This is a genomic window from Massilia rubra (genome assembly GCF_011682065.1).
GTDB classification, from domain to species: domain Bacteria; phylum Pseudomonadota; class Gammaproteobacteria; order Burkholderiales; family Burkholderiaceae_D; genus Telluria_A; species Telluria_A rubra.
The window spans coordinates 13595-34056 of sequence record NZ_VUYU01000024.1 but is presented as its reverse complement, the minus strand read 5'-3'; the positions used below and the strand labels follow the sequence as shown (position 1 = coordinate 34056).

At 65.5% G+C, this 20462-nt stretch carries 21 protein-coding genes; 18 read left to right on the top strand and 3 right to left on the bottom strand.

The features are described from left to right. Nucleotides 1-10 precede the first annotated feature (10 nt). From F0185_RS26370 to F0185_RS26315, 12 genes are read left to right on the top strand one after another with little or no spacing between them, the layout of a single operon-like run. Complete coding sequence (locus F0185_RS26370; RefSeq protein WP_167229621.1) at nucleotides 11-1087, top strand: class I SAM-dependent methyltransferase; 1077 nt, start codon at nucleotides 11-13, stop codon at nucleotides 1085-1087. 3 nt (nucleotides 1088-1090) lie between these two features. Beyond that, a complete protein-coding gene (locus F0185_RS26365; RefSeq protein ID WP_167229618.1) occupies nucleotides 1091-1834 on the top strand; it encodes a glycosyltransferase family 2 protein in 744 nt (247 codons plus the stop codon). Beyond that, nucleotides 1831-2778 (top strand): lysophospholipid acyltransferase family protein, encoded by a 948-nt coding sequence (locus F0185_RS26360; RefSeq protein WP_167229615.1) that lies wholly within the window; start codon nucleotides 1831-1833, stop codon nucleotides 2776-2778. The genes F0185_RS26365 and F0185_RS26360 overlap by 4 nt, the downstream gene beginning before the upstream one ends. After that, complete coding sequence (locus F0185_RS26355) at nucleotides 2768-4321, top strand: HAL/PAL/TAL family ammonia-lyase (protein ID WP_167229613.1); 1554 nt, start codon at nucleotides 2768-2770, stop codon at nucleotides 4319-4321. The genes F0185_RS26360 and F0185_RS26355 overlap by 11 nt, the downstream gene beginning before the upstream one ends. Then, a complete protein-coding gene (locus F0185_RS26350; RefSeq protein ID WP_166890879.1) occupies nucleotides 4314-4748 on the top strand; it encodes an acyl-CoA thioesterase in 435 nt (144 codons plus the stop codon). Before F0185_RS26355 ends, F0185_RS26350 begins: the two co-directional genes overlap by 8 nt. After that, nucleotides 4745-5347 (top strand): outer membrane lipoprotein carrier protein LolA, encoded by a 603-nt coding sequence (locus F0185_RS26345; RefSeq protein ID WP_167229610.1) that lies wholly within the window; start codon nucleotides 4745-4747, stop codon nucleotides 5345-5347. Before F0185_RS26350 ends, F0185_RS26345 begins: the two co-directional genes overlap by 4 nt. A 2-nt stretch (nucleotides 5348-5349) precedes the next feature. Beyond that, complete coding sequence (locus F0185_RS26340) at nucleotides 5350-7707, top strand: MMPL family transporter (RefSeq protein WP_167229757.1); 2358 nt, start codon at nucleotides 5350-5352, stop codon at nucleotides 7705-7707. Beyond that, on the top strand, nucleotides 7700-8251 hold the full coding sequence (locus F0185_RS26335; RefSeq protein WP_167229607.1) for a DUF3261 domain-containing protein: 552 nt from the start codon (nucleotides 7700-7702) through the stop codon (nucleotides 8249-8251). The genes F0185_RS26340 and F0185_RS26335 overlap by 8 nt, the downstream gene beginning before the upstream one ends. Nucleotides 8252-8255: 4 nt before the next feature. Further along, entirely contained in the window at nucleotides 8256-9437 is a 1182-nt protein-coding gene (locus F0185_RS26330; RefSeq protein ID WP_167229604.1) for a beta-ketoacyl-ACP synthase, read from the top strand. Next, nucleotides 9434-9910 (top strand): hotdog family protein, encoded by a 477-nt coding sequence (locus F0185_RS26325; protein WP_167229601.1) that lies wholly within the window; start codon nucleotides 9434-9436, stop codon nucleotides 9908-9910. Before F0185_RS26330 ends, F0185_RS26325 begins: the two co-directional genes overlap by 4 nt. Continuing rightward, complete coding sequence (locus tag F0185_RS26320; protein ID WP_167229598.1) at nucleotides 9910-10653, top strand: 3-ketoacyl-ACP reductase FabG2; 744 nt, start codon at nucleotides 9910-9912, stop codon at nucleotides 10651-10653. The genes F0185_RS26325 and F0185_RS26320 overlap by 1 nt, the downstream gene beginning before the upstream one ends. Further along, nucleotides 10650-11879 carry a beta-ketoacyl-ACP synthase gene (locus F0185_RS26315; RefSeq protein WP_167229595.1) on the top strand — a complete coding sequence of 410 codons (1230 nt, stop codon included), beginning with the start codon at nucleotides 10650-10652 and terminating at the stop codon, nucleotides 11877-11879. Before F0185_RS26320 ends, F0185_RS26315 begins: the two co-directional genes overlap by 4 nt. Nucleotides 11880-11933: 54 nt before the next feature. On the opposite strand, the gene F0185_RS26310 is transcribed toward F0185_RS26315, so the two are convergent. After that, nucleotides 11934-12374 (bottom strand): Sbal_3080 family lipoprotein, encoded by a 441-nt coding sequence (locus tag F0185_RS26310; protein ID WP_167229592.1) that lies wholly within the window; start codon nucleotides 12372-12374, stop codon nucleotides 11934-11936. 191 nt (nucleotides 12375-12565) lie between these two features. On the opposite strand from F0185_RS26310, the gene F0185_RS26305 reads away from it, so the two are divergent. Genes F0185_RS26305 through F0185_RS26295 form a run of 3 tightly spaced genes read left to right on the top strand, consistent with a single transcriptional unit; the run spans nucleotide 12566 to nucleotide 15620 of the window. Continuing rightward, nucleotides 12566-14167: a methyl-accepting chemotaxis protein gene (locus tag F0185_RS26305; RefSeq protein ID WP_167229589.1), complete on the top strand. Its 1602-nt coding sequence runs from the start codon at nucleotides 12566-12568 to the stop codon at nucleotides 14165-14167. Between the two features lie 37 nt (nucleotides 14168-14204). Next, complete coding sequence (locus F0185_RS26300; RefSeq protein WP_167229587.1) at nucleotides 14205-15266, top strand: porin; 1062 nt, start codon at nucleotides 14205-14207, stop codon at nucleotides 15264-15266. Nucleotides 15267-15284: 18 nt separating this feature from the next. Next, nucleotides 15285-15620, top strand: coding sequence for a DUF440 family protein (locus F0185_RS26295; protein WP_167229584.1), 336 nt, complete (start codon nucleotides 15285-15287; stop codon nucleotides 15618-15620). A 336-nt stretch (nucleotides 15621-15956) separates the two neighbouring features. Here F0185_RS26295 and F0185_RS26290 read toward each other — a convergent pair whose 3' ends face one another. Both F0185_RS26290 and F0185_RS26285 read right to left on the bottom strand, forming a co-directional pair. Continuing rightward, complete coding sequence (locus F0185_RS26290; protein WP_167229581.1) at nucleotides 15957-17249, bottom strand: WD40 repeat domain-containing protein; 1293 nt, start codon at nucleotides 17247-17249, stop codon at nucleotides 15957-15959. Nucleotides 17250-17348: 99 nt separating this feature from the next. After that, nucleotides 17349-17909 carry a PAS and helix-turn-helix domain-containing protein gene (locus F0185_RS26285; RefSeq protein ID WP_167229577.1) on the bottom strand — a complete coding sequence of 187 codons (561 nt, stop codon included), beginning with the start codon at nucleotides 17907-17909 and terminating at the stop codon, nucleotides 17349-17351. Nucleotides 17910-18043: 134 nt separating this feature from the next. Here F0185_RS26285 and F0185_RS26280 point away from each other — a divergent pair, with 134 nt between their 5' ends. The 3 genes from F0185_RS26280 to F0185_RS26270 all read left to right on the top strand — a co-directional run bounded on the left by F0185_RS26280 (nucleotide 18044) and on the right by F0185_RS26270 (nucleotide 20349). Further along, on the top strand, nucleotides 18044-18742 hold the full coding sequence (locus tag F0185_RS26280; protein ID WP_166890922.1) for a CoA transferase subunit A: 699 nt from the start codon (nucleotides 18044-18046) through the stop codon (nucleotides 18740-18742). Between the two features lie 17 nt (nucleotides 18743-18759). Further along, on the top strand, nucleotides 18760-19410 hold the full coding sequence (locus tag F0185_RS26275; RefSeq protein ID WP_167229574.1) for a 3-oxoacid CoA-transferase subunit B: 651 nt from the start codon (nucleotides 18760-18762) through the stop codon (nucleotides 19408-19410). A 297-nt stretch (nucleotides 19411-19707) separates the two neighbouring features. After that, nucleotides 19708-20349: a response regulator gene (locus tag F0185_RS26270; protein ID WP_167229571.1), complete on the top strand. Its 642-nt coding sequence runs from the start codon at nucleotides 19708-19710 to the stop codon at nucleotides 20347-20349. The last annotated feature ends 113 nt before the right edge of the window (nucleotides 20350-20462 follow it).

Genomic DNA, 20462 nt, shown 5'->3' with positions numbered 1-20462 from the left:
GAAGCGTCGCATGTTAGATAAAAAATTCTCCCCTGAACGCCAGACCGCCTTCGAAGCCCGTTTCGAAGCGCAAAAAATCGCCTTCGGTCCGGTGGTCTTCCAGTGCGTGCGCTACGCCTGGAAGCGCGGCATGCTGCAAACGCTGGCAGACGCCGGCGAAACGGGGCTGACCGTGGGCGAGATGGCGGCCAGCGGCCGCTGGACCGAGTACGCGCTCAAAGTGGTGCTGGAAACCTGCCTGTCGGCCGGGGTGGTGTTCGTCCATGGCGGGCGCTATGCGCTCGACAAGGCGGGCTTTTGCGTCCTTACCGACAGCATCACCCAGATCAATATCGATTTCAATCACGACGTTTGCTACCAAGGCCTGTTCAAGCTGGACGAGTCGCTCGACGCCGAAAAGCCGATCGGCCTCAAAGCCCTGGGCGAGTGGCCCACGTTGTACCAGGGCCTGTCGGAATTGTCGGAGCCGGCCAAGACCAGCTGGTTCGCCTTCGACCACTATTATTCGGACACCTCGTTCCCGTCGATCATGCCCGACGTCTTCGCCACCGCGCCGCGCAAGTTGATGGACGTGGGCGCCAACACCGGTAAGTTCAGCTGCGTCGCGCTGGACTACAACGCCGACGTCGAACTGCACCTGGTCGACCTGCCGCGCCAGCTGTCGGTCGCCGCAAGCGCGCTGGAGACGGCCGGCGTGCGCGAACGCGCGCACCTGCACCCCACCGACCTGCTCGACCCGGCCCTGGCGCTGCCGTCCGGGATGGACGTGATCTGGATGAGCCAATTCTTGAGCTGCTTCTCCGAGCCGGCGATTGCCACCATCCTCGAACGCGCTAGCGCCGCGCTGGCGCCGCAGGGCCAGCTGCTGGTGATGGACACCTTCTGGGACCGCCAGCGCTACGACATCGCCTCCTACTGCCTGATCAACACCTCGCCGTACTTCACGGCCATGGCCAGCGGGAACAGCAAGATCTACGAGAGCGGTGACTACGTGCGCCTGGCCGAAGCGGCCGGCCTCAAACTGCTCACCGCGCGCGACGGCATCGGCTATTGCCACTCGCTGCTGCGTTTCGGCCGCGCGGCGTAAGTCATGTTCAAGCCCTGCGTGATGATCCCCGTGTACGACCACGAACACGCCATCGGCGCCGTGGTCGACGCGGTGCTCGCTCACGACCTGCCGTGCCTGTTGGTCGACGATGCCAGCTCGCCTTCGTGCGCGCGCGTGCTCGACCAGTTGGCGCAAGCGTATCCGGGCAAGGTCGCGCTGGTGCGCCACGCCGTCAACCAGGGCAAGGGCGGGGCGGTGCTGACGGGTTTCAGGAGCGCCGCGCAAGCGGGCTTTACGCACCTGCTGCAAGTGGACGCCGACGGCCAGCACGCAACGTCCGACATCCCGCGCTTCATCGCGCTGGCGCGCCTGCATCCGCGCGCCGTGATTGCCGGCTGCCCGGTGTACGACGAGTCGGTGCCGAAGCTGCGCCTGTACGCGCGCTACCTGACCCACGTCTGGATCTGGATTAACACGCTCTCGTTCGCGATCCGCGATTCGATGTGCGGCTTTCGCATTTACCCGGTCGCGCCGGTGCTCTCGCTCGACGCGCGCTGCTCGCTCGGCAAGCGCATGAACTTCGACCCCGAAATCCTGGTGCGCCTGTTCTGGGACGGCGTGCAAGTGGTGAACCTGCCGACCCGGGTCACGTATCCGAGCGACGGCGTGTCGCACTTCCATGCCTTTCGCGACAACGTGCTCATTTCGCGCATGCACACGGTCCTGTTCTTCGGCATGCTGGTCCGCCTGCCCAAGCTGTTGGCCCGCAAATGGCGCAGCGCATGACGCGCCTGCACGCCAGCCACTGGGCGTCGATCTCGGAATCGAGCTTCGTGGGCGGCATGCGCCTGCTGTTCTGGGTGTGCCGCGTGTTCGGGCGCTGGCCGTTCCGCGTGGTGCTCTATCCGGTGCTGGCCTGGTATGTACTGACCAAGCCGGCCGCGCGCCGCGCGTCAATGACCTACCTGGACCGCGTACGCGCCTTTGCCCCGGTCCCCACAGGCTGGTACGGCGTGCTGCGCCACTTCGGCAGCTTCGCCGAAACCATTCTCGACAAGATGCTGCTGTGGGGCGGCCTGTTCGACACCGCCTCGGTCAGCCATGTCGGCATGGCGCCCATGCGGCGCCTGCTCGATGAAGGGCGCGGCGCGGTGCTGGTCTGCTCGCACCTTGGCAACGCCGACTTGTGCCGCGTGCTGTCGAACGACGTGCCGGGCCTGAAACTAACTGTGCTGGTGCACACGCGCCACGCGCAGGCCTTCAACAACATGCTCGCTTCGCTCGACCCGCGCAGCCAGACCAACCTGCTGCAAGTGACCGAGATGAATCCGGCCACGGCAATGATGCTGTCGGAGCGGGTAGGGCGCGGCGAACTGGTCGTCATCGCCGGCGACCGCGTACCGGTCGCGCCCGACCCGCGCGTAGCAACGGCGCCGTTCCTGGGCTTTGACGCGGCCTTTCCGGTCGGCCCCTACGTGCTGGCCTCGATCCTGCAATGCCCGCTCTACATGATGTTCTCGACCCGCATCAAGCGCGGCTACGAAGTCCACTTCGAACTGCTGCGCGAGTCGGTGCGCCTGCCACGCAAGGGCCGCGACGAAGCCGTGTCGGCCATCGCCGCCGATTACGCGGCGCGCCTGCAGCACCACTGCACCCGTTCCCCGCTCGAGTGGTTCAACTTTTACGATTTCTGGCACTTACCCCATCTGGACAAGCACGATGCACCCTGACCCGAGCACCACCCGCCGCGCCGTCACCTTCGACCGCGAGCGCCTCACCATCGAGGATATTGTCGATATTGCGCGCGGCACCGCCAGCGCGGAACTGTCGCTTGATCCGGTATTTCGCGCGGCGATCGCGCGCGGCGCCGATTTCCTCGACCGCCTGCTGCGCGAGGACGGCACTATCTACGGCGTGACCACCGGCTACGGCGACTCGTGCACGGTGGTCATTCCCCCGGAGCTGGTGGCCGAACTGCCGCACCACCTGTATACCTATCACGGCTGCGGCCTGGGCGAGTACCTGACCCCTGCGCAAACGCGCGCGGTCATGGCCACGCGCCTGGCGTCGCTCTCGAAAGGCTTTTCGGGCGTGAGCGTCGAACTGCTGGAACAGATCGCGCGCCTCCTGGACGCGGGCCTGTTGCCGCTGATCCCGAGCGAAGGCTCGGTCGGCGCCAGCGGCGACCTGACCCCGCTTTCCTACCTGGCGGCGGTATTGTGCGGCGAGCGTGAAGTCTGGCGCGACGGCGTGCAGGTCCCGGCCGCGCAAGCCTTGCGGGAAGCCGGCATCACGCCGCTGCGCCTGCGCCCCAAGGAAGGGCTGGCGATCATGAACGGCACCGCCGTCATGACCGCGCTGGCCTGCCTGGCCTACGATCGCGCCGACTACCTGACCCGCATGTGCACGCGGATTACCGCCATGGCCTCGTTCGCACTCGACGGCAATGCCCATCACTTCGACGAAACCCTGTTCTCGGTCAAGCCGCACGCCGGCATGCAGGGCGTGGCCGCATGGCTGCGCGAAGACCTGCACGTGGGCCGGGCCGAACGCAATGGCAAGCGCCTGCAGGACCGCTACTCGATCCGCTGCGCGCCGCACGTCATCGGCGTGCTGGCCGACGCGCTGCCGTTCTTCCGCCAGTCGATCGAAAATGAACTCAATAGCGCCAACGACAATCCGATCATCGACGCCGAAGGCGAACGCGTACTGCACGGCGGCCATTTTTACGGCGGTCATATCGCCTTCGCCATGGACGGCATGAAAAATGCGGTCGCCAACCTGGCCGACCTGCTCGACCGCCAGATGGCGCTGCTGGTCGACAGCCGCTACAACCACGGCCTGCCGGCCAACCTGTCCGGCGCCGAAGGTCCACGCGCGGCCATCAACCACGGCCTGAAAGCCTTGCAGATCAGTTCTTCGGCATGGACCGCCGAAGCGCTCAAGCTGACCATGCCGGCCTCGGTGTTTTCGCGCTCGACCGAATGCCACAACCAGGACAAGGTCAGCATGGGCACCATCGCCGCGCGCGACTGCCTGCGCGTGCTCGACCTGACCGAGCAGGTGGTCGCCGCGCTCCTGATCACGGTGCGCCAGGGCGTGTGGCTGCGCCTGCGCGTCAATCCGGAGCATCCCGCGCCGGCCGCGCTGATGGACATGATGGAAAAGATCGGCGTGGACGTGGCGCCGGTGGTGGAAGACCGCCGCCTGGAGCCCGAGCTGCGCGTGCTCATCGCGCGCCTGCGCGAGCAAGCCTGGAGCCTGTATGCGTAGGGGCGCGCCGCCGAGCCGCTGGTTCGCCGAGACCGGGATGCAGGTCCAGTTCTTCGACCTGGACCCGATGCAGATCGTCTGGCACGGTAACTACGTCAAGTACCTCGAAGTGGCGCGTTGCGCGCTGCTCGACAAGATCGGCTACAACTACGAGCAGATGAAGGCGTCCGGCTTCGCCTGGCCGGTGATCGACATGAACCTGCGCTACATCGGGCCGGCCGTGTTCGGCCAGCGCCTGACCCTGCGCGCCGAAATCGTCGAATACGAAAACCGCCTCAAGATCGATTACCTGATCACCGACGCGGCCAGCGGCAAGCGCCTGAACCGCGCCAGCACCACCCAGGTGGCGGTCGATATCGCCAGCGGCGAGATGTGTTTCATGTCGCCGCCCGTGCTGTTTGAAAAACTAGGAGTCACACCCGCATGAAACGCCTGATCCTGGCATTCGCCATCGCCGCCTCCTGCGCAGCCGCCAACGCCGCCGCGCCGATCGCCAAAATCCAGGCGCTGCTGGCCAAGCCGAGCATGCTGTGCGGCCGCTTCGACCAGACCAAGCACCTGGCCGGCATGAAAAAGCCGCTCGCGTCGAACGGCCGCTTTTGCGTCGTCGCCGGCAAGGGCGTGCTGTGGCGCACCTTGAAGCCATTCCCGAACACCCTGCGCCTGACGCGCGACGAAATCGTCAGCTTCCAGGGCGAGCGCGTGGCGATGCGCCTCGAAGCGAAGCAGGAGCCGACCGTACGCATGATTAACAGCGTGCTGTTCTCGCTGCTCTCGGGCGACCTGGGCCAGCTCGAGACCCTGTTCGAAGTCGATGGCAGCGTCGACGGCGGCGCCTGGCAAGTGGCGCTCAAGGCGCGCCAGCCGGCGCTGGCCAAGGCCATCGGCGCCATCTCGCTCGACGGCGGCGCCTACGTGAAGAACATCCAGATTGCGGAGGCATCGGGCGACAAAACCTTGATCGTTTTCTCCGAAATCAAAACAGGCGAGGGCGCAATCACGCTTGATGAGGCGGCGCTGCTGTGAACATGGAAGTAAAGCGGCACAAGTGGCTGGCCTGGATCTGGGCCGTGGTGGTGTGCGCCCTGCTGGGGCATAACGCCTACCTGTGGATGGTCCAGCGCATCGTGCCGGACACCGATATCCTGGCCTTGCTGCCGGTGCAGGAGCGCGATCGGGTGCTGCAGGAGTCGTTCACCCACATGGTGGACGCGGCGCAGCAGCGCGTGATCGTGCTGGTCGGCGCCGCCGACTGGAACGACGCCAGGCGCGCCGCCGACGCCTACAACGCCGTATTGGCCAGCAGGCCCGGCGTGCTGGAAGCGGTCAAATTGTCCGACGAAACCCAGGGCGACTGGCTGGCGCCATTCCAGAAGCATAGCGTGGCATTGCTGACGGCGCCGCAGGAAGCGCAGCTGCGCAACGAGAGCCCACAATTCTGGACCGAGGCGGCGCTGGCAAAACTGTACACCGCTTTCTCAGGCCCGAAGCTGGGCGCTTTCCGCGACGATCCGTTCGGCCTGTTCACCGGCTGGGTCCAGGAACGCGCGCAAGAAACGCCGGTGCGTCCACGCGACGACAAGCTGTTCGTGGCCGACGCCGAACGTCAATACGTGCTCATGCCGCTGACCATGCGTGCCCCGGCATTTTCGATGACGGCCCAGCAAACCGTGGTGCCGCTGCTCGAACAGGCCAAGCAGGCCGCGCTCAAGGCCGCCCCGCAGGCGCGCGTGATCACGGCCGGCGTGGTGCTGCATGCCGCCGCCGCCAGCCACCAGGCCGAAGGCGAAATGTCGACCATCGGCGTCGGCTCGCTGGCCGGCATCGTGCTGCTGACGTGGTTTACTTTTCGCTCGCTGCGTCCGATCGCGCTGGTGCTGCTGTCGATCGGAATCGGTTTTCTCGGTTCGCTGTCGGTGTGCTGGCTGCTGTTCGGCCGCATCCACCTGCTCACGCTCGTTTTTGGGGCAAGCCTGATCGGCGTGGCCCAGGATTACGGCATCTACTACCTGTGCAACCGCCTGAGCGCCGATCCGGACGAGAATTCGGTGCGCCTGCTCAAACGCCTGCTGCCGGGACTGTGCCTGACCTTGCTGGCGGCGGTGATCGGCTACACGGGCCTCGGTTTCACGCCGTTCCCCGGCCTGCGGCACATGGCCGTGTTTTCCGCCGTGGGCCTGGTGTTCGCCTGGCTGACGGTGACCTGCTGGTTCCCGCTGCTCGTTTCCGGCGGCACCCTGAAAACCGGCTCGCTGGCGCGCCACTACGGCGCGGCGCTGGGCCGCTGGCCGCGCGCGCGCCTGAACGCGCCGACCTTCGCCATCGCAGCCTTATTCGTGCTGCTGGCCGGTTTCGGCTGGTCGCGCCTGGGCGTCAATGACGATATCCGCTCGCTGCAAACGCCGCCCAAGCACCTGATCGACGACCAGATCAAACTGGGCAAATTGCTCGATGCGCCGACGCCGGTGCAGTATTTCCTGGTACGCGGCGCCAGCGCCGAAATCGTGCTGCAGCGCGAAGAAGCACTCAAGCGCCGCCTCGATCCGCTGGTCGCGGCCAAGCGCATCGGCGGCTACCAGGCCATGTCGAACTGGGTGCCGTCGACCCGCACGCAGGTCGAACGGCGCGCCCTGGTCGATGCCAAACTGCTCGCGCCCGGCGGCCCGCTCGACGCGCTGGCCAAGGCGATCGATGAAGACAGCGCCTGGGTCGCCGCCACGCGCGCGCACCTGATGGCGCCGCGCACGCCGCTCACGCCCGAGGAATTCCTCAAGACGCCGCCGAGCGAGCCATGGCGCCACCTGTGGCTGGGCCAGATCGACGGCGTCCACGCCAGCATCGTCGCGCTGCGCGGCATGAGCATGGCCGCGCTGCCCGAACTGCGTTCGGCGGGCGAGGGCATGGAAGGCGTGCAGTGGGTCGACAAGGTCGCCGAGATTTCATCGGTGCTGGGCCGCTACCGGCAGTACATGGGCTGGGTCGTGCTGGCCGCCTACGCGGTGGTGCTGGTGCTGCTGTACCCGCGCTATCGCGGCAACGCCTGGCGCGTGGTGGCGCCGACCGCGCTGGCAAGCATCGCCACCCTGGGCGTGCTGGGACTGGCCGGCCAGTCGCTGCAACTGTTCCACGTGCTCGCGCTGATGCTGCTCCTGGGGGTGGGCGTCGATTACGGCATCTTCATGCAGGAGCACCCGGACCGGCGCGACAGCACGCCGTGGCTGGCGGTGGGCCTGTCGGCTGCGAATACGATTTTGTCTTTCGGCCTGCTTGGCCTGAGCCGCACCCCGGCGCTGCAAGCGTTCGGACTGACGATGTTGATCGGGACCGCGCTCGCGTGGCTGCTGGTCCCCTGTTTCACGAACACCGAGGACAAGAACCATGCGTAACTCCCGCCTTTCCCCAGCCCTGCCGGCCCTGCTGGCCGCCACGCTGCTGGGCGCCTGTAGCACGCCGCCGGCACCGCTCGCGCGCCTGGGCATCAAGCTGGCGCCGCAAGCGCTGGAGGCAAGCATCAGCGTGCAGCAGCACCTGAAGGTCGAGCGCAAGGGCCGCATCGACGAACTCGATGCCGCCGTCGAAGTCGATCCGCAGCAGGTGCAGATGGTCGGCCTGGCCTTTGGCCAGCGCGTTTTGAGCCTGAACTACGACGGCAAGGAACTGAGCTCGTGGCGCCACATGATGCTGCCCAAGCAGGTGCGCGCCGACGACGTGCTGGAAGACATGCAGCTGACCCTGTGGCCGGCCGAGGCGATTGCGCGCAGCCTGCCGCAGGGCTGGCGCATCGAAGACGCCGGCCTCTCCCGCACCCTTTACCTCGATGGCGCGGTGGTGGCCACGATTACCTACACGCAGATGCCGCGCTGGAGCGGCACTGTGATCCTCGACAACCTGCGTTACGATTACCGCCTGACCATCGAGTCGGCGCCTTAAGAATATGAAGCTCTTTCTGAACGAATGCGGGATCGTGTGCGCGCTGGGCGACTCGCATCAAGAGATCAAGCGCCGCCTGTACGCCGGCGAGAGCGGCATCGCCCCGACCGACGCCTGGTCGCCGGGGCGCGAACTGCCGCTCGGGCGCGTGCTTGGCGAGCTGCCCGACGCCGCCGCGCTCCCGCTCGGCCAGCGCAGCCGCAACAACCGGCTGGCGCTGGCCGCGCTGGCGCAAATCCGCCCGGCCGTCGATGCCGCCGTGGCGCGCTACGGCGCCGACCGGGTCGGCATCGTGATCGGCACCAGCACGTCCGGCATCGCCGAAACCGAAGCGGCGCTGCGGGCGCATTTTGCGGGCGCCGCGCTGCCGGCCGATTTTCATTATGCGCAGCAGGAGATGGGCTCCCCCGCATCCATGCTGGCGCACGAACTGGGCACCACCGGCCCGGCCTACGCCCATTCGAGCGCCTGCGCGTCCGGCGCCAAGGCCATGGCCAGCGCCGCGCGCCTGATCCGCATGGGCCTGTGCGATGCCGTCGTCACCGGCGGTGTCGACACCTTGTGCGGCTTTACGGTCGCCGGTTTTTCGGCGCTCGAATCGGTCAGCGCGACGCGCTGCAACCCGCTGAGCGCGAACCGCGCCGGCATCAACATCGGCGAGGGCGCGGCCCTGTTCCTGATGACGCGCGAGCCGGCCGCGGTCGCCCTGTGCGGCTGGGGCGAAGCTTCCGACGGCCATCACATGTCCGCCCCCGATCCGGCCGGCAGCGGCGCACGCCTGGCGATCGCCGAAGCGCTCGGGCGGGCGGGCATCGACGCCGCGCAGATCGACTACATCAACCTGCACGGCACCGCCACCATCCAGAACGATGCGATGGAGTCGCGCGTGGTGCACGACCTGTTCGGGCCAGCGGTGCCGGTCAGTTCGACCAAGGGTTTTACCGGTCACGCGCTGGGCGCGGCGGCCGCGCTGGAAGCGGCGCTGATCTGGCTGGCCATGCAGATTGACAATCCGGAAGGCCTGCTGCCGCCGCAGTTGTGGGACGGCGTGCCCGACCCGGCGCTGCCGGTCCTGAACGTGGCGGCGCCCGGCGCGCGCCTCGGTCGCCCGCTCAACTGGGCGCTGAGTAACTCGTTCGCCTTCGGCGGCTCGAACGCCACCTTGATCCTGGGACGGACCCAATGAACAGCGACAGCTTTCCCGACATCCGCGCGCTGGTCCCGCATGAAGGCGAGATGGTGTTCCTCGACCGCGTGCTCACGGCCGGCACCAGTACCTTGTGCGCGGAAGTGACCATCGGCCAGCACAGCGTGTTTTTCGACGCGGAAGGCGCCGAGCCGGGCGTCGGCTCGTGGGTCGGCATCGAATACATGGCGCAGGCCATCGCCGCCCACGCCGGCTTTCTGGCGCGCCTGCGCGGCGACGCGGTGCGCGTGGGCTTTTTGCTCGGCGCGCGTCGCTACCAGGCCAATGTGCCCTTGTTCACCCTGGGTAGCGTGCTGCATGTGCATGTCCAGCACGTGCTGCAGGGCGAGAACGGCCTGGGCGCGTTCGACTGCCGCATCGACGATGGCGCCAGCGCGGCCAACCTGGCCAACGCCACCATCACGGTCTTCCAGCCCGATAATGTTAACGAATTTTTGCAGCGGAGTTTTTAATGAGTAGCCAGAGCAGTATCAACGAGACAGTATTGGTGACGGGTTCGTCGCGCGGCATCGGCAAGGCCATTGCGCTGCGCCTGGCGCGCGACGGCTACGATATTGTCGTCCATTGTCGCAGCCAGCGCGCCGAGGCCGACGCGGTCGCGTGCGAGATCGAAGCGATGGGGCGCCATGCGCGCGTGCTGCAGTTCGATATCGGCGAGCGCGACGCGACCGCTGCCGCGCTGCTGGCCGACATCGAACAGCATGGCTGCTACTACGGCGTGGTGTGCAACGCCGGCGTGGCGCGCGACAATGCCTTCCCGGCCATGAGCGGCGAGGATTGGGATATCGTCTTGAAGACCAATCTCGATGGCTTCTACAACGTGCTCAATCCCCTGGTCATGCCGATGGTCCAGCGCCGCAAACCCGGCCGCATCGTCACCATGGCGTCGGTGTCGGGCCTGGCGGGCAATCGCGGGCAGGTCAATTACAGCGCCGCCAAGGCCGGCATCATCGGCGCCACCAAGGCGCTGGCGATCGAACTGGCCAAGCGCGCGATCACCGTCAACTGCGTGGCGCCCGGCCTGATCGAGACCGACATGATCAGCGACGTGCCGCTGGAAGAAGCGCTCAAGATGATTCCCGCCAAACGGGTCGGCAAACCCGAGGAAGTGGCGGCGGCGGTCAGTTTCCTGGTCGGCGCCGACGCGTCCTACATCACGCGCCAGGTTATTTCGGTCAACGGAGGCATGGTATGACACGCCGCGTCGTCGTCACCGGCATGGCCGGCATCAGCCCCCTGGGCAACGACTGGGCCGCGATCCGCACGCGCCTGGGCGAATACCGCAACGCCATCGTGCCAATGGCTGATTGGGCCGACTACGAAGGCCTGAACACCAAGCTGGGGGCGCCGGCCGCCCCGTTCGAACTGGGCGAGCGCTTTCACCGCAAAGCCATCCGCAGCATGGGACGGGTGGCGCTGATGGCCACGCGCGCCAGCGAGATGGCGCTGGCACACGCCGGCCTGCTCGAGCATCCACTGCTTAAAAGCGGTCGCATGGGCGTGTCCTTCGGTTCGTCCGCCGGCACCCCGAGCGCGATCGGCGACTTTGGCCGCATGATGGAAGAGCGCAGCACGCGCGGCATCAACGCCACCACCTACATCAAGATGATGGCGCATACGGCGCCGGTCAACATCGGCGTGTTTTTCGGTTTGACCGGGCGCGTGATCACCACTTCGTCGGCCTGCACCTCGGGCAGCCAGGGCATCGGCTACGCGTATGAAGCGATCCGCAACGGCCAGCAAACGGCCATGGTCGCCGGCGGCGCCGAGGAGCTGTGCGCCACCGAAGCGGCGGTGTTCGACACCCTGTTCGCCACCAGTACCCGCAACGATACGCCGGGCGAGACCCCGCGTCCGTTCGACGGCGCGCGCGACGGTTTGGTGATCGGGGAGGGCGCCGGTTGCCTGATCCTGGAAGAGATGGAGCATGCGCTTGCGCGCGGCGCCACCATCCACGCGGAGCTGGTCGGCTTCGGCACCAACAGCGACGGCTGCCACGTGACCCAGCCGAATGCGGCGACGATGAAGATTGCGATGGAGCTGGCCTTGGCCGATGCCGACCTGGCGCCCGGCGCGATCGGCTACATCAACGCGCACGGCACCGCCACCGAGCAGGGCGACATCGCCGAATCGCACGCCACGAACGCCATGTTCGGCGCGGGCGTGCCGATTAGTTCACTGAAAAGCTACATGGGCCACACCTTGGGTGCGTGCGGCGCGCTGGAAGCGTGGATCAGCATCGAGATGATGCGCGAGGGCTGGTTTGCGCCGACCATCAACCTGGAGCAGGTGGACCCGCGCTGCGCGCCGCTCGACTACATCCACGGCGAGGGTCGGCGCATCGACACCGACTACATCATGACCAACAATTTTGCCTTCGGCGGCATTAACACTTCGCTCATTTTCAAGCGGTTTGGCTAAACCGGAGCACGACGCCGGCCAAAGCGCGGCCCGCCGGCCAGGCCGCGCGCTCAATCACGATCCCGATCCCGCCGTAATCGGGAACAGCTGGTCGACCAGCTCGGTGATCTTCTTTTCCGCACCGATGAACTTGCCCATATTGCCGCCGCCGCGCGTGGCGTCGTAGGTGGCTTTGCCGGAGGGCTTGCCGTTCTTGTAGACGACGATGTCGGCATACGACATGTACATCGCCAGGTCCCAGCGCCAGCTCGCCGTGTAGGTCGAGGTGACCGGGCACGCGATCAGCGAGGCGTCGGCCTCGAGGCGCTTGACCTCGTAACCCTTGTTGCTCAGCGCGCGCTCGAAGGCGTCGAGGAAGGTCGCACGCACGTTGCCGTTCTGGACGATGCACACGGTTTTGCTGTCGAGCCGCTCGACAGGCTTGACGGTTTGATGGATCGCGCAGCCGCTCAAGGCGAACAGGGCAAGGGAAACGCTGGCCAGTCTGGAAAACATATAGTTTCTTAATGGAAATTATCGGGACTGAACTATACCATTGCGTTTCCGCGCAAACATAGCCTTTTCAGGCGAAACTAAGAGTTGGTCGGCAGACACTTAAAAAGCAACGCCTATCTGCGAATAGTTCGACATGGATCAATCCGAGGCATAGAATCGACAGTTGTCCACCGGAAACTTGAGAGGTCTCCATGTCCTGGTTCTACAATCTGAAGATTGCCCGCAAGCTGATGCTGGTGTTTGCGCTGGTCGTCGCGATGGCCTGTTTCCTGGGCGTGTTTTCGATCAGCCAGCTGGTCAAGGTGCGCGACGCCTCCAACGATATCGCCACCAATTGGCTGCCGTCGGTACGCTACCTGGGGCAGGTGCAAGCCTCGCTGTCGCGCTACCGCATCTCGGAAGCGACCCATGTGTTGCTGCTTGAGGAAACCGACATGCTGGCCACCGACAAGTCGATGGCCACGCGCCTGGAGACCCTGCGCAAGCAGCAGGCGTCGTACGCCGCGCTGGTGACCGAAGCGGAGGAAACGCGGCTCTACAACGAACTGAAGGTAGTGCTCGACAACTACCTGGCCGAGAGCAAGAAGGTGACGGACTTGTCGCACGCCGGCAAGAAGGATGAAGCGCGCGCGGCCTTCCGTGGCCCGTCGAACAAGGTATTTCGCCAGATTAACGAAGCGCTCGACGCCATCATCAAGACCAATGACAGCGGCAGCGCGGCGTCGGCGGCGTTTGCCATGCAGACCTACGAGATGGCGCGCAAGCTGATCATCGGCAGCCTGGTGGCGCTGGCGGCGGTGGGCCTGCTGCTGGCCGTGGGCCTGGCGCGCATTGTGGCCGGCCCCTTGCAGGAAGCGGTGGCGATCGCCGGACGGGTGGCCGGCGGCGACCTGACCGGGGTGATCGTCGCCTCCAGCACCGACGAAACCGGGCAGCTGATGACTTCCCTGCGCAGCATGAACGACAGCCTGCTGGGCGTGGTCCAGCAAGTGCGCAGCGGCACCGATACGATCGCGCTGGCCTCGGCGGAAATCGCCAGCGGCAACCTGGACCTGTCGAGCCGCACCGAGGAACAGGCCAGTTCGCTCGAAGAAACCGCTTCCGCCATGGAGGAGCTCACCTCCACCGTGCGCCAGAATGCCGACAATGCGCGCCAGGCCAACCAGCTGGCGATGACCGCCTCGACCATCGCCAGCGACGGCGGCGCCGTGGTGAGCGAAGTGATCAGCACCATGGAATCGATCAGCGCTTCCTCGCGCAAGATCGTCGACATCATCAGCGTGATCGACGGCATCGCCTTCCAGACCAATATCCTGGCGCTCAACGCCGCCGTCGAAGCGGCGCGCGCCGGCGAGCAGGGCCGGGGTTTCGCGGTGGTCGCCTCCGAAGTGCGCAACCTGGCCCAGCGCAGCGCGGCGGCCGCCAAGGAAATCAAGCAATTGATCGACAATTCCGTGTTCCAGGTCGACGCTGGCACCGCGCTGGTGCAGCGCGCCGGCAGCACCATGACCGAGGTGGTGGTCAGCGTGCGCCGCGTGAGCGACGTGGTGGCCGAAATCTCGGCCGCCAGCCACGAGCAGAGCACCGGCATCGATGAAGTCAACAAGGCCATCGTGCAGATGGATGAAGTGACCCAGCAGAACGCCGCGCTGGTCGAACAGGCGGCCGCCGCGGCGGGCGCCTTGCAGGAACAGGCTGACAACCTGGCGCGCGTGGTCAGCGTGTTCCGGCTCGACAGCGCCGGCGCGCCCGCGCTGGCGTTGCGGCCGGCGGCCGCGCGCCCCCGTCATTAATGGCCGCAAGGCCCCGTACCCTTTACCGGAGAGACCAATGAAAAGTAGCTCGTTCGCAGTTGCCGTCCTCGCCCTCGGCGCCAGCGCCGCGGCCCATGCCCAGTCCAGCGTGCAAGTCTACGGACTGCTCGATGCGGGCGTCGATTATGCGTCCGATGCGGGCGCCGGCGGCAAGTCGGCCACCCGGGTCAGTTCGGGCGGCATGAATACCTCGCGCTGGGGCTTGCGCGGCAGCGAAGACATCGGCGCCGGCCTGAAAGCGGTGTGGAACCTCGAAGGCGGCGTGCTGATGGATACCGGCGGCATGGACGGGGCCCTGTTCCGGCGCCAGGCCTACGTGGGCCTGGATGGCAAGTTCGGCCGGGTGGTGCTGGGGCGCTCGTTTACCAGCGTGTACGACACCGTCATCCAGTTCGATCCGATGGGCTTTGCGCCCTTCTATTCCTGGGCCACCAGCGGACCGGCCACCGGGCCGTCCAAGTACGGCATGACGACCGGCTTCGATAATATGGTCAAGTATTCAGGCGCGACCGGCGCCTTCAAGTATGGCGCGACCTACGGCTTCGGCGAGCAGAGCAGCGGCGCGCGCGACAGCGCCAAGATCGCCACTGCCGTGAGCTACAGCGCCGGCGGCCTCGGCTTGATGGGCACCTGGGAGCGGGTCAACGGCAACACGCTGGCGGCCAGCGGCCGGCGCGACGAGAACACCGTCATCCATGCCGGCGCGACCTATGAAGCCGGTTCCTTCAAAATGTACCTGGTCGCGCGCGATTACCAGGCCGAATCGGGCAACCGCACGCTGCGCGATGTGGAAGGCAAGACTGTGTGGGCCGGCGTCGCCTGGAAAGGCTTGCCGAACACCACCATCACCGGCGCGGTCTACAAGATCGATGTGAGCAACGTGGCCGCCGGCGCCGATGCCGACCCGACTTTATATGTGGCGCGCTACCGTTACGCGCTCTCGAAACGCACCGATGTCTACGTGGCGGCGGCGTACGCCAAGGCCAAGAACGCGCGCCTGACCGGCCTGTCGCGCGATGATGCCGGCTTTGCCGATACCCAGCGCGGCGTCATCACCGGCGTGCAGCACCGTTTCTGAGAGACTCAATTGCAAGGAATGAAAAGGCGAACGAACGACGACACCGACGAACTGGCCCAGTGCTACTTTCGCGAGAACGTGCAAGCGCACCTCACTGCGGAAGAGATCGACGAGTTCGAGCAGTACGGTGCTGTCGGCTCCGGTTCGCCCTTCGATTTCTGGGAGGAGGTCGTGGGCAGGCCAGTCACGGCGCGCGAGTTCACCCAATACAAGGTGTTCAAGCGGTCCGATACCTGCCCGTACGTCGAACGGATCTACGCGTGGCTTCTGGTGAGCCGCTACTGGGATGAGCAGCCTTGCTACGCTCTATGGAAACCGGTCCTCGAACCGTACACGGGACCGTGGTTTTCCTGAGCGGGGACGGCGCAAGCCTCCGGTGTGCCCGCAGGTTCGTCTACCAGTCTCCCGGTGTCTCTCCCGGTGTCAGGTCTGACAAACGGACACGGGCTCTGCCTCTCCCGGTGTGAGGTCTGACTCTCCCGGTGTCAGGTCTGACTCTCCCGGTGTCAGGTCTGACAAACGGACACGGGCTCTGCCGCAATACCGCCGAGTTCGTGTCCGAATGTCAGACCTGACACCGGGGGGACACCGGGGGCGGGGGCTGCCGCGATAAAGCCGAGCTCGTGTCCGAATGTCAGACCTGACACCGGGGGAGACGCCGGGGGAAACATGGTGTGCCCGCAAGTCCGTCTACCAGAGCAGCGGCCGTCCGAAACTGGCCCAGAATAGCCAGCGCTGCAGCTCGCGGTGCCCGCCGGTGCCGATCTGCCACGGCGCGGTCTTGCCGGCGTCGAGGCGGATAGTGGAAATGAAGCCCGCGCAGGTCGACACCACCAGCGTGTTACCGTCGCGTGAAATATCCATCGCCATGACGGTCGAGCCGACGAAGTGGTGCCAGTGCTTCCTGCCGGTCGGGCCGAATGCGCGCAGGTAGCCTTGCGCGTCGCCCACGATGAACTCGCCCTGGCGGTGCACCGCCGCATACACGCGCGCGCCTTCTTGCACGGTCGGGGTGCGCGGGTCGTCGTCGTAGAAATCGGTGTCCAGGCCCGGAAAATCCTTCACGTCCACGGCCAGGGTGGCGCCTTCATAAAAGTGGCAGGCGTTGAAGATCGCCATCTGGCTGTCGCCGCTGAAAGCAGCGTAGTGCGGATACTCGCCCACCGGGCCGATGCTCGAGACCATGTTCAACTGCGCGTCGAACACCTGGTGCGTGCCATCCTGCCCGCCCACCGCGATCCACTTGCCATCCGGCGAAATGGCGCCGTGCTCCATGTCGAGCCGCACCGGCAAGCCATGTTCTTCCAGCGACTCGGCGGTCGGCCACAGGCGCCGCGCGCCGCCCGCCGCCAGCACGTAAATGCCGCTTGAACTGACCAGCAGCACGCGCTGGCCGTCGGGGAAGGGGATCAGGCGCGTCGGGCGCGGACGGTCTTCCAGGTCTTCGCCTTCCATTCCTTCGGGCAGGTCTTCATGCCCGGTCGGCCACGCCAGCTCGGCCACCTTGGGGCCGAGCCAGCCGTCGGTGACGGTCACGCCTTCGTCATTGCAAGTGGCAAAATAGCGGCGCTGCGGGCAGCGCCCGATAAAGTCGATGCCCTCGACATCGGTGCAGGTGGCGCCCTGCAGATGCAGCACCGGCCCATCCTGGTACGGGGCGCCGGCGCGCAGCAGCATGCTGCCGTCGTCGAGCAAGAGCAGTTCCGAACTCTTGATGCCTTGCGAATCGAGCAGGTCGGCCAACGGCGCGTGCGCCGGCGGCCAGGCCTTGCGGAACGCATCATGCGCGCCCTGGTCCTTGCCGGGCTGGTTGACCTCCCGCGGCGCTTCCAGCCAGTGCGGCAACAGGTGCGCCATCGGCGGCATGGACGGCTCTTCGCCAGCCTTGTCCCAGCCGTCGGCCAGGCCGGTGCGCACATAGTCGTTGATGGCGTCGGCATAGCCGAGCACGTGTTTTTGCCATTCTGCCTGGGGAGAAGTCATGCGGTCGTTCCTGATCGTGAGCGGAGTAGATAAGTGGTAACTATTGGCAAGAAAATATTGCCGGAAATATATTACCAGAAATCGAATGACAACAGAATGTCAGCGGCTCACGCCCACCAGTTTATGCACCAGTTCGGACGAGGTGGAGGCGGAGAATTTGCGCATCAGCTTGGCGCGATGCATTTCCACGGTGCGTGGACTGAGGTCGGTTTCGCGAGCGATCACCTTGCTGGTCTTGCCCTCGACCAGCAGGGCGGCGATTTCGCGTTCGCGCGGGGTCAGTTCGGCCGTGACCGGGCGCTTTTCGCTGACGTCCTCGAACGTCCACACGCCGGCGCCGAGCGGCTCGCGCGGGTCCAGGGCGCGCCCGCTCACGTGGCACCAGAACAGTTCGCCGGCGGCGCGGCGCATGATGCGCTCGTCCGAATACACGCCGCGCGCGTTCATCACCGGAATGATGCGGTCGCCCGTGCGCAGGAATTCATCCATGGTCGGGTACAGTACGCGGAACGATTGGCCATCGAGTTCGCCGTGCACGTAGCCGAACATCGAGGTCAGCGCATCGTTGCTGGACTGGATGACGCGGTCGAGCGAAATGCACATGCCGACCGGCGCGTGGCGGAAAATGGTTTCGTAATCGATGGCGTATGATGCGGTCATTGGCATGGTGTTCAGTGATTCGGCTAGCCGGTAGTTCTACGGTATTGTGCTTTCGGCCCGCGTATTTTATGCTGAGAATCCACTATGCAGTGCAGTAGGAACGAATTTAGCTTAACTATAAAAAGGGACAGGGAATGAACAAAGTTTATCCTGACGCGGCATCGGCGTTGGCCGGCATCGTGAGCGATGGCCAGACCATCGCAGTCGGCGGCTTCGGCCTGTGCGGCATACCGGAAGCGCTGATCCTGGCCTTGCGCAACAGCGCCGTCAAGCAGCTCACCGTGATTTCCAACAATGCCGGCGTGGACGACTTCGGCCTCGGCCAGTTGCTCACCACGCGCCAGATCAAGAAAATGATTTCGTCCTATGTGGGCGAGAACAAGGAATTCGCGCGCCAGTACCTGGCCGGCGAACTCGAACTCGAATTCACGCCGCAAGGCACCCTGGCCGAGAAGCTGCGCGCCGGCGGTTCGGGCATTCCCGCGTTTTTCACCAAGACCGGCGTCGGCACCATCGTCGCTGAAGGAAAAGAAGTGCGCGAGTTTGACGGAGAACAATACGTGATGGAGCGCAGCCTGGTAGCCGATGTGTCGCTGGTCAAGGCTTACATGGCCGACCGCGCCGGCAACCTGGTGTACCGCAAGACGGCGCGCAACTTCAACCCGAACGTGGCGCAAGCGGGCAAGATCACCATCGTCGAAGTCGAAAAGCTGGTCGAAGTGGGCGAGATCGATCCCGACCAGGTGCATACGCCAAGCATTTTCGTGCACCGCATCGTCGTCAACGCCACGCCGGAAAAGCGCATCGAACAGCGCACCGTGCGCACCAACTAAGAGCACAGGAGAATAAGATGGCATGGACTCGTGATGAAATGGCCGCGCGCGCGGCAAAAGAATTGCAGGATGGATTTTATGTGAACCTGGGCATCGGTTTGCCGACCCTGGTGGCGAACTACGTGCCGGCCGACATCGAAGTCTTCCTGCAGTCCGAAAACGGCTTGCTCGGCATCGGCCCGTTTCCGGCCGACGACGAGGTCGACGCCGACCTGATCAACGCCGGCAAGCAGACCGTGACGGCCTTGCCCGGCGCTGCCTACTTCAGCTCGGCCGATTCCTTCGGCATGATCCGCGGCGGCAAGATCAACCTGGCGATCCTGGGCGCGATGCAGGTGTCGGCCCAGGGCGACCTGGCCAACTGGATGATTCCCGGCAAAATGGTCAAGGGCATGGGCGGTGCGATGGACCTGGTGGCCGGCGTCAAGCGCGTGGTGGTGGTGATGGAACACGTCGCCACGGCCAAGGATGGCTCGACCTCGCATAAAATCCTGCCGAAGTGCGACCTGCCGCTGACCGGCGTGGGCGTGGTCGACCTGATCATCACCGACCTGGGCGTGATCGAAGTGACCCCGGCCGGCCTGAAACTGGTGGAACTGGCTCCTGGCGTGAGCAAGGAACAGGTACTGGCCGCCACCGGCGCCGAACTCGACGCCAGCGCGCTGTAAATACGGCGCCCGCGCGGCGCACATGCGGTTCAAACGAAACAGCACCGGAATACCGGTGCTTTTTTTCGTCTGTATGGATGGAATGATCGTAGAATTGCCCTACGGGTTTTGATTGCATTTCTCTAAATTTCTATCAATAAAGAAATGTAAGTACTGGTGCATCACTGCGCATTGCGCTGGAGAAAACATTACTTACCCACTCATCACGCATCGTCTCGCCAACGCACGCCGCATGTGCGCTGCGGGAACCTGCGCCTGTCGCCGCGCCGCCCGCCCAGCGGCCGCGCCGCCGCGCCCATGACGCGCCCGATCCGCCTGCTCCTGATCGACGACCACACGGTGGCGCGCCACGGCCTGCGCCTGATGCTGGCCGACGCCGCCGAACTGCAAGTGAGCGGCGAAGCCGACAGCGCCGCCGTCGCCCTGAACCTGCTGCGCACCGGGTCCTTCGACGTGGCCCTGCTCGACATCAACCTGCCCGACAAGAATGGCCTGGAACTGCTCAAGCAATTGCGCGAGTTGCATCCCGGCCTGGCGGTGTTAATCGTGAGCATGTACGGCGAGGATATCTACGCGCTGCGCGCCCTCAAGCTGGGCGCGGCCGGTTACCTGAGCAAGACCTGCAGCGCCGACAGCCTGGTCGAGGCGGTGCGCAAGGCGGCCGGCGGCGGCAAGTATGTCACGCCGTCGCTGCTGCAAAAGCTGGCCGGCATGCTCGGCGGCGGCCCCGGCGGCGTGCCGCACGACGCGCTCACCGACCGCGAGCTGGAAATCTTCCGCATGATCGCCTCGGGCGAAAGCCTGGTCGGCATCGCCGCCGCGCTGCACCTGAGTCCAAGCACGGTCACCACCTACCGCGCGCGCATCCTCGACAAGATGGATATGAAGAGCAATGCCGAACTGACACGTTACGGCCTGGACCATGGCTTGTTAGGCTGACAAGCCAGCGACAGCGTGTAGCGGATCGACTACAACGGCCCCGGACAAAGCCCCGACAAACGATCACACAGATCCACGATAGCCAGTTTTTTACCCAACAGCAATACTTGAAC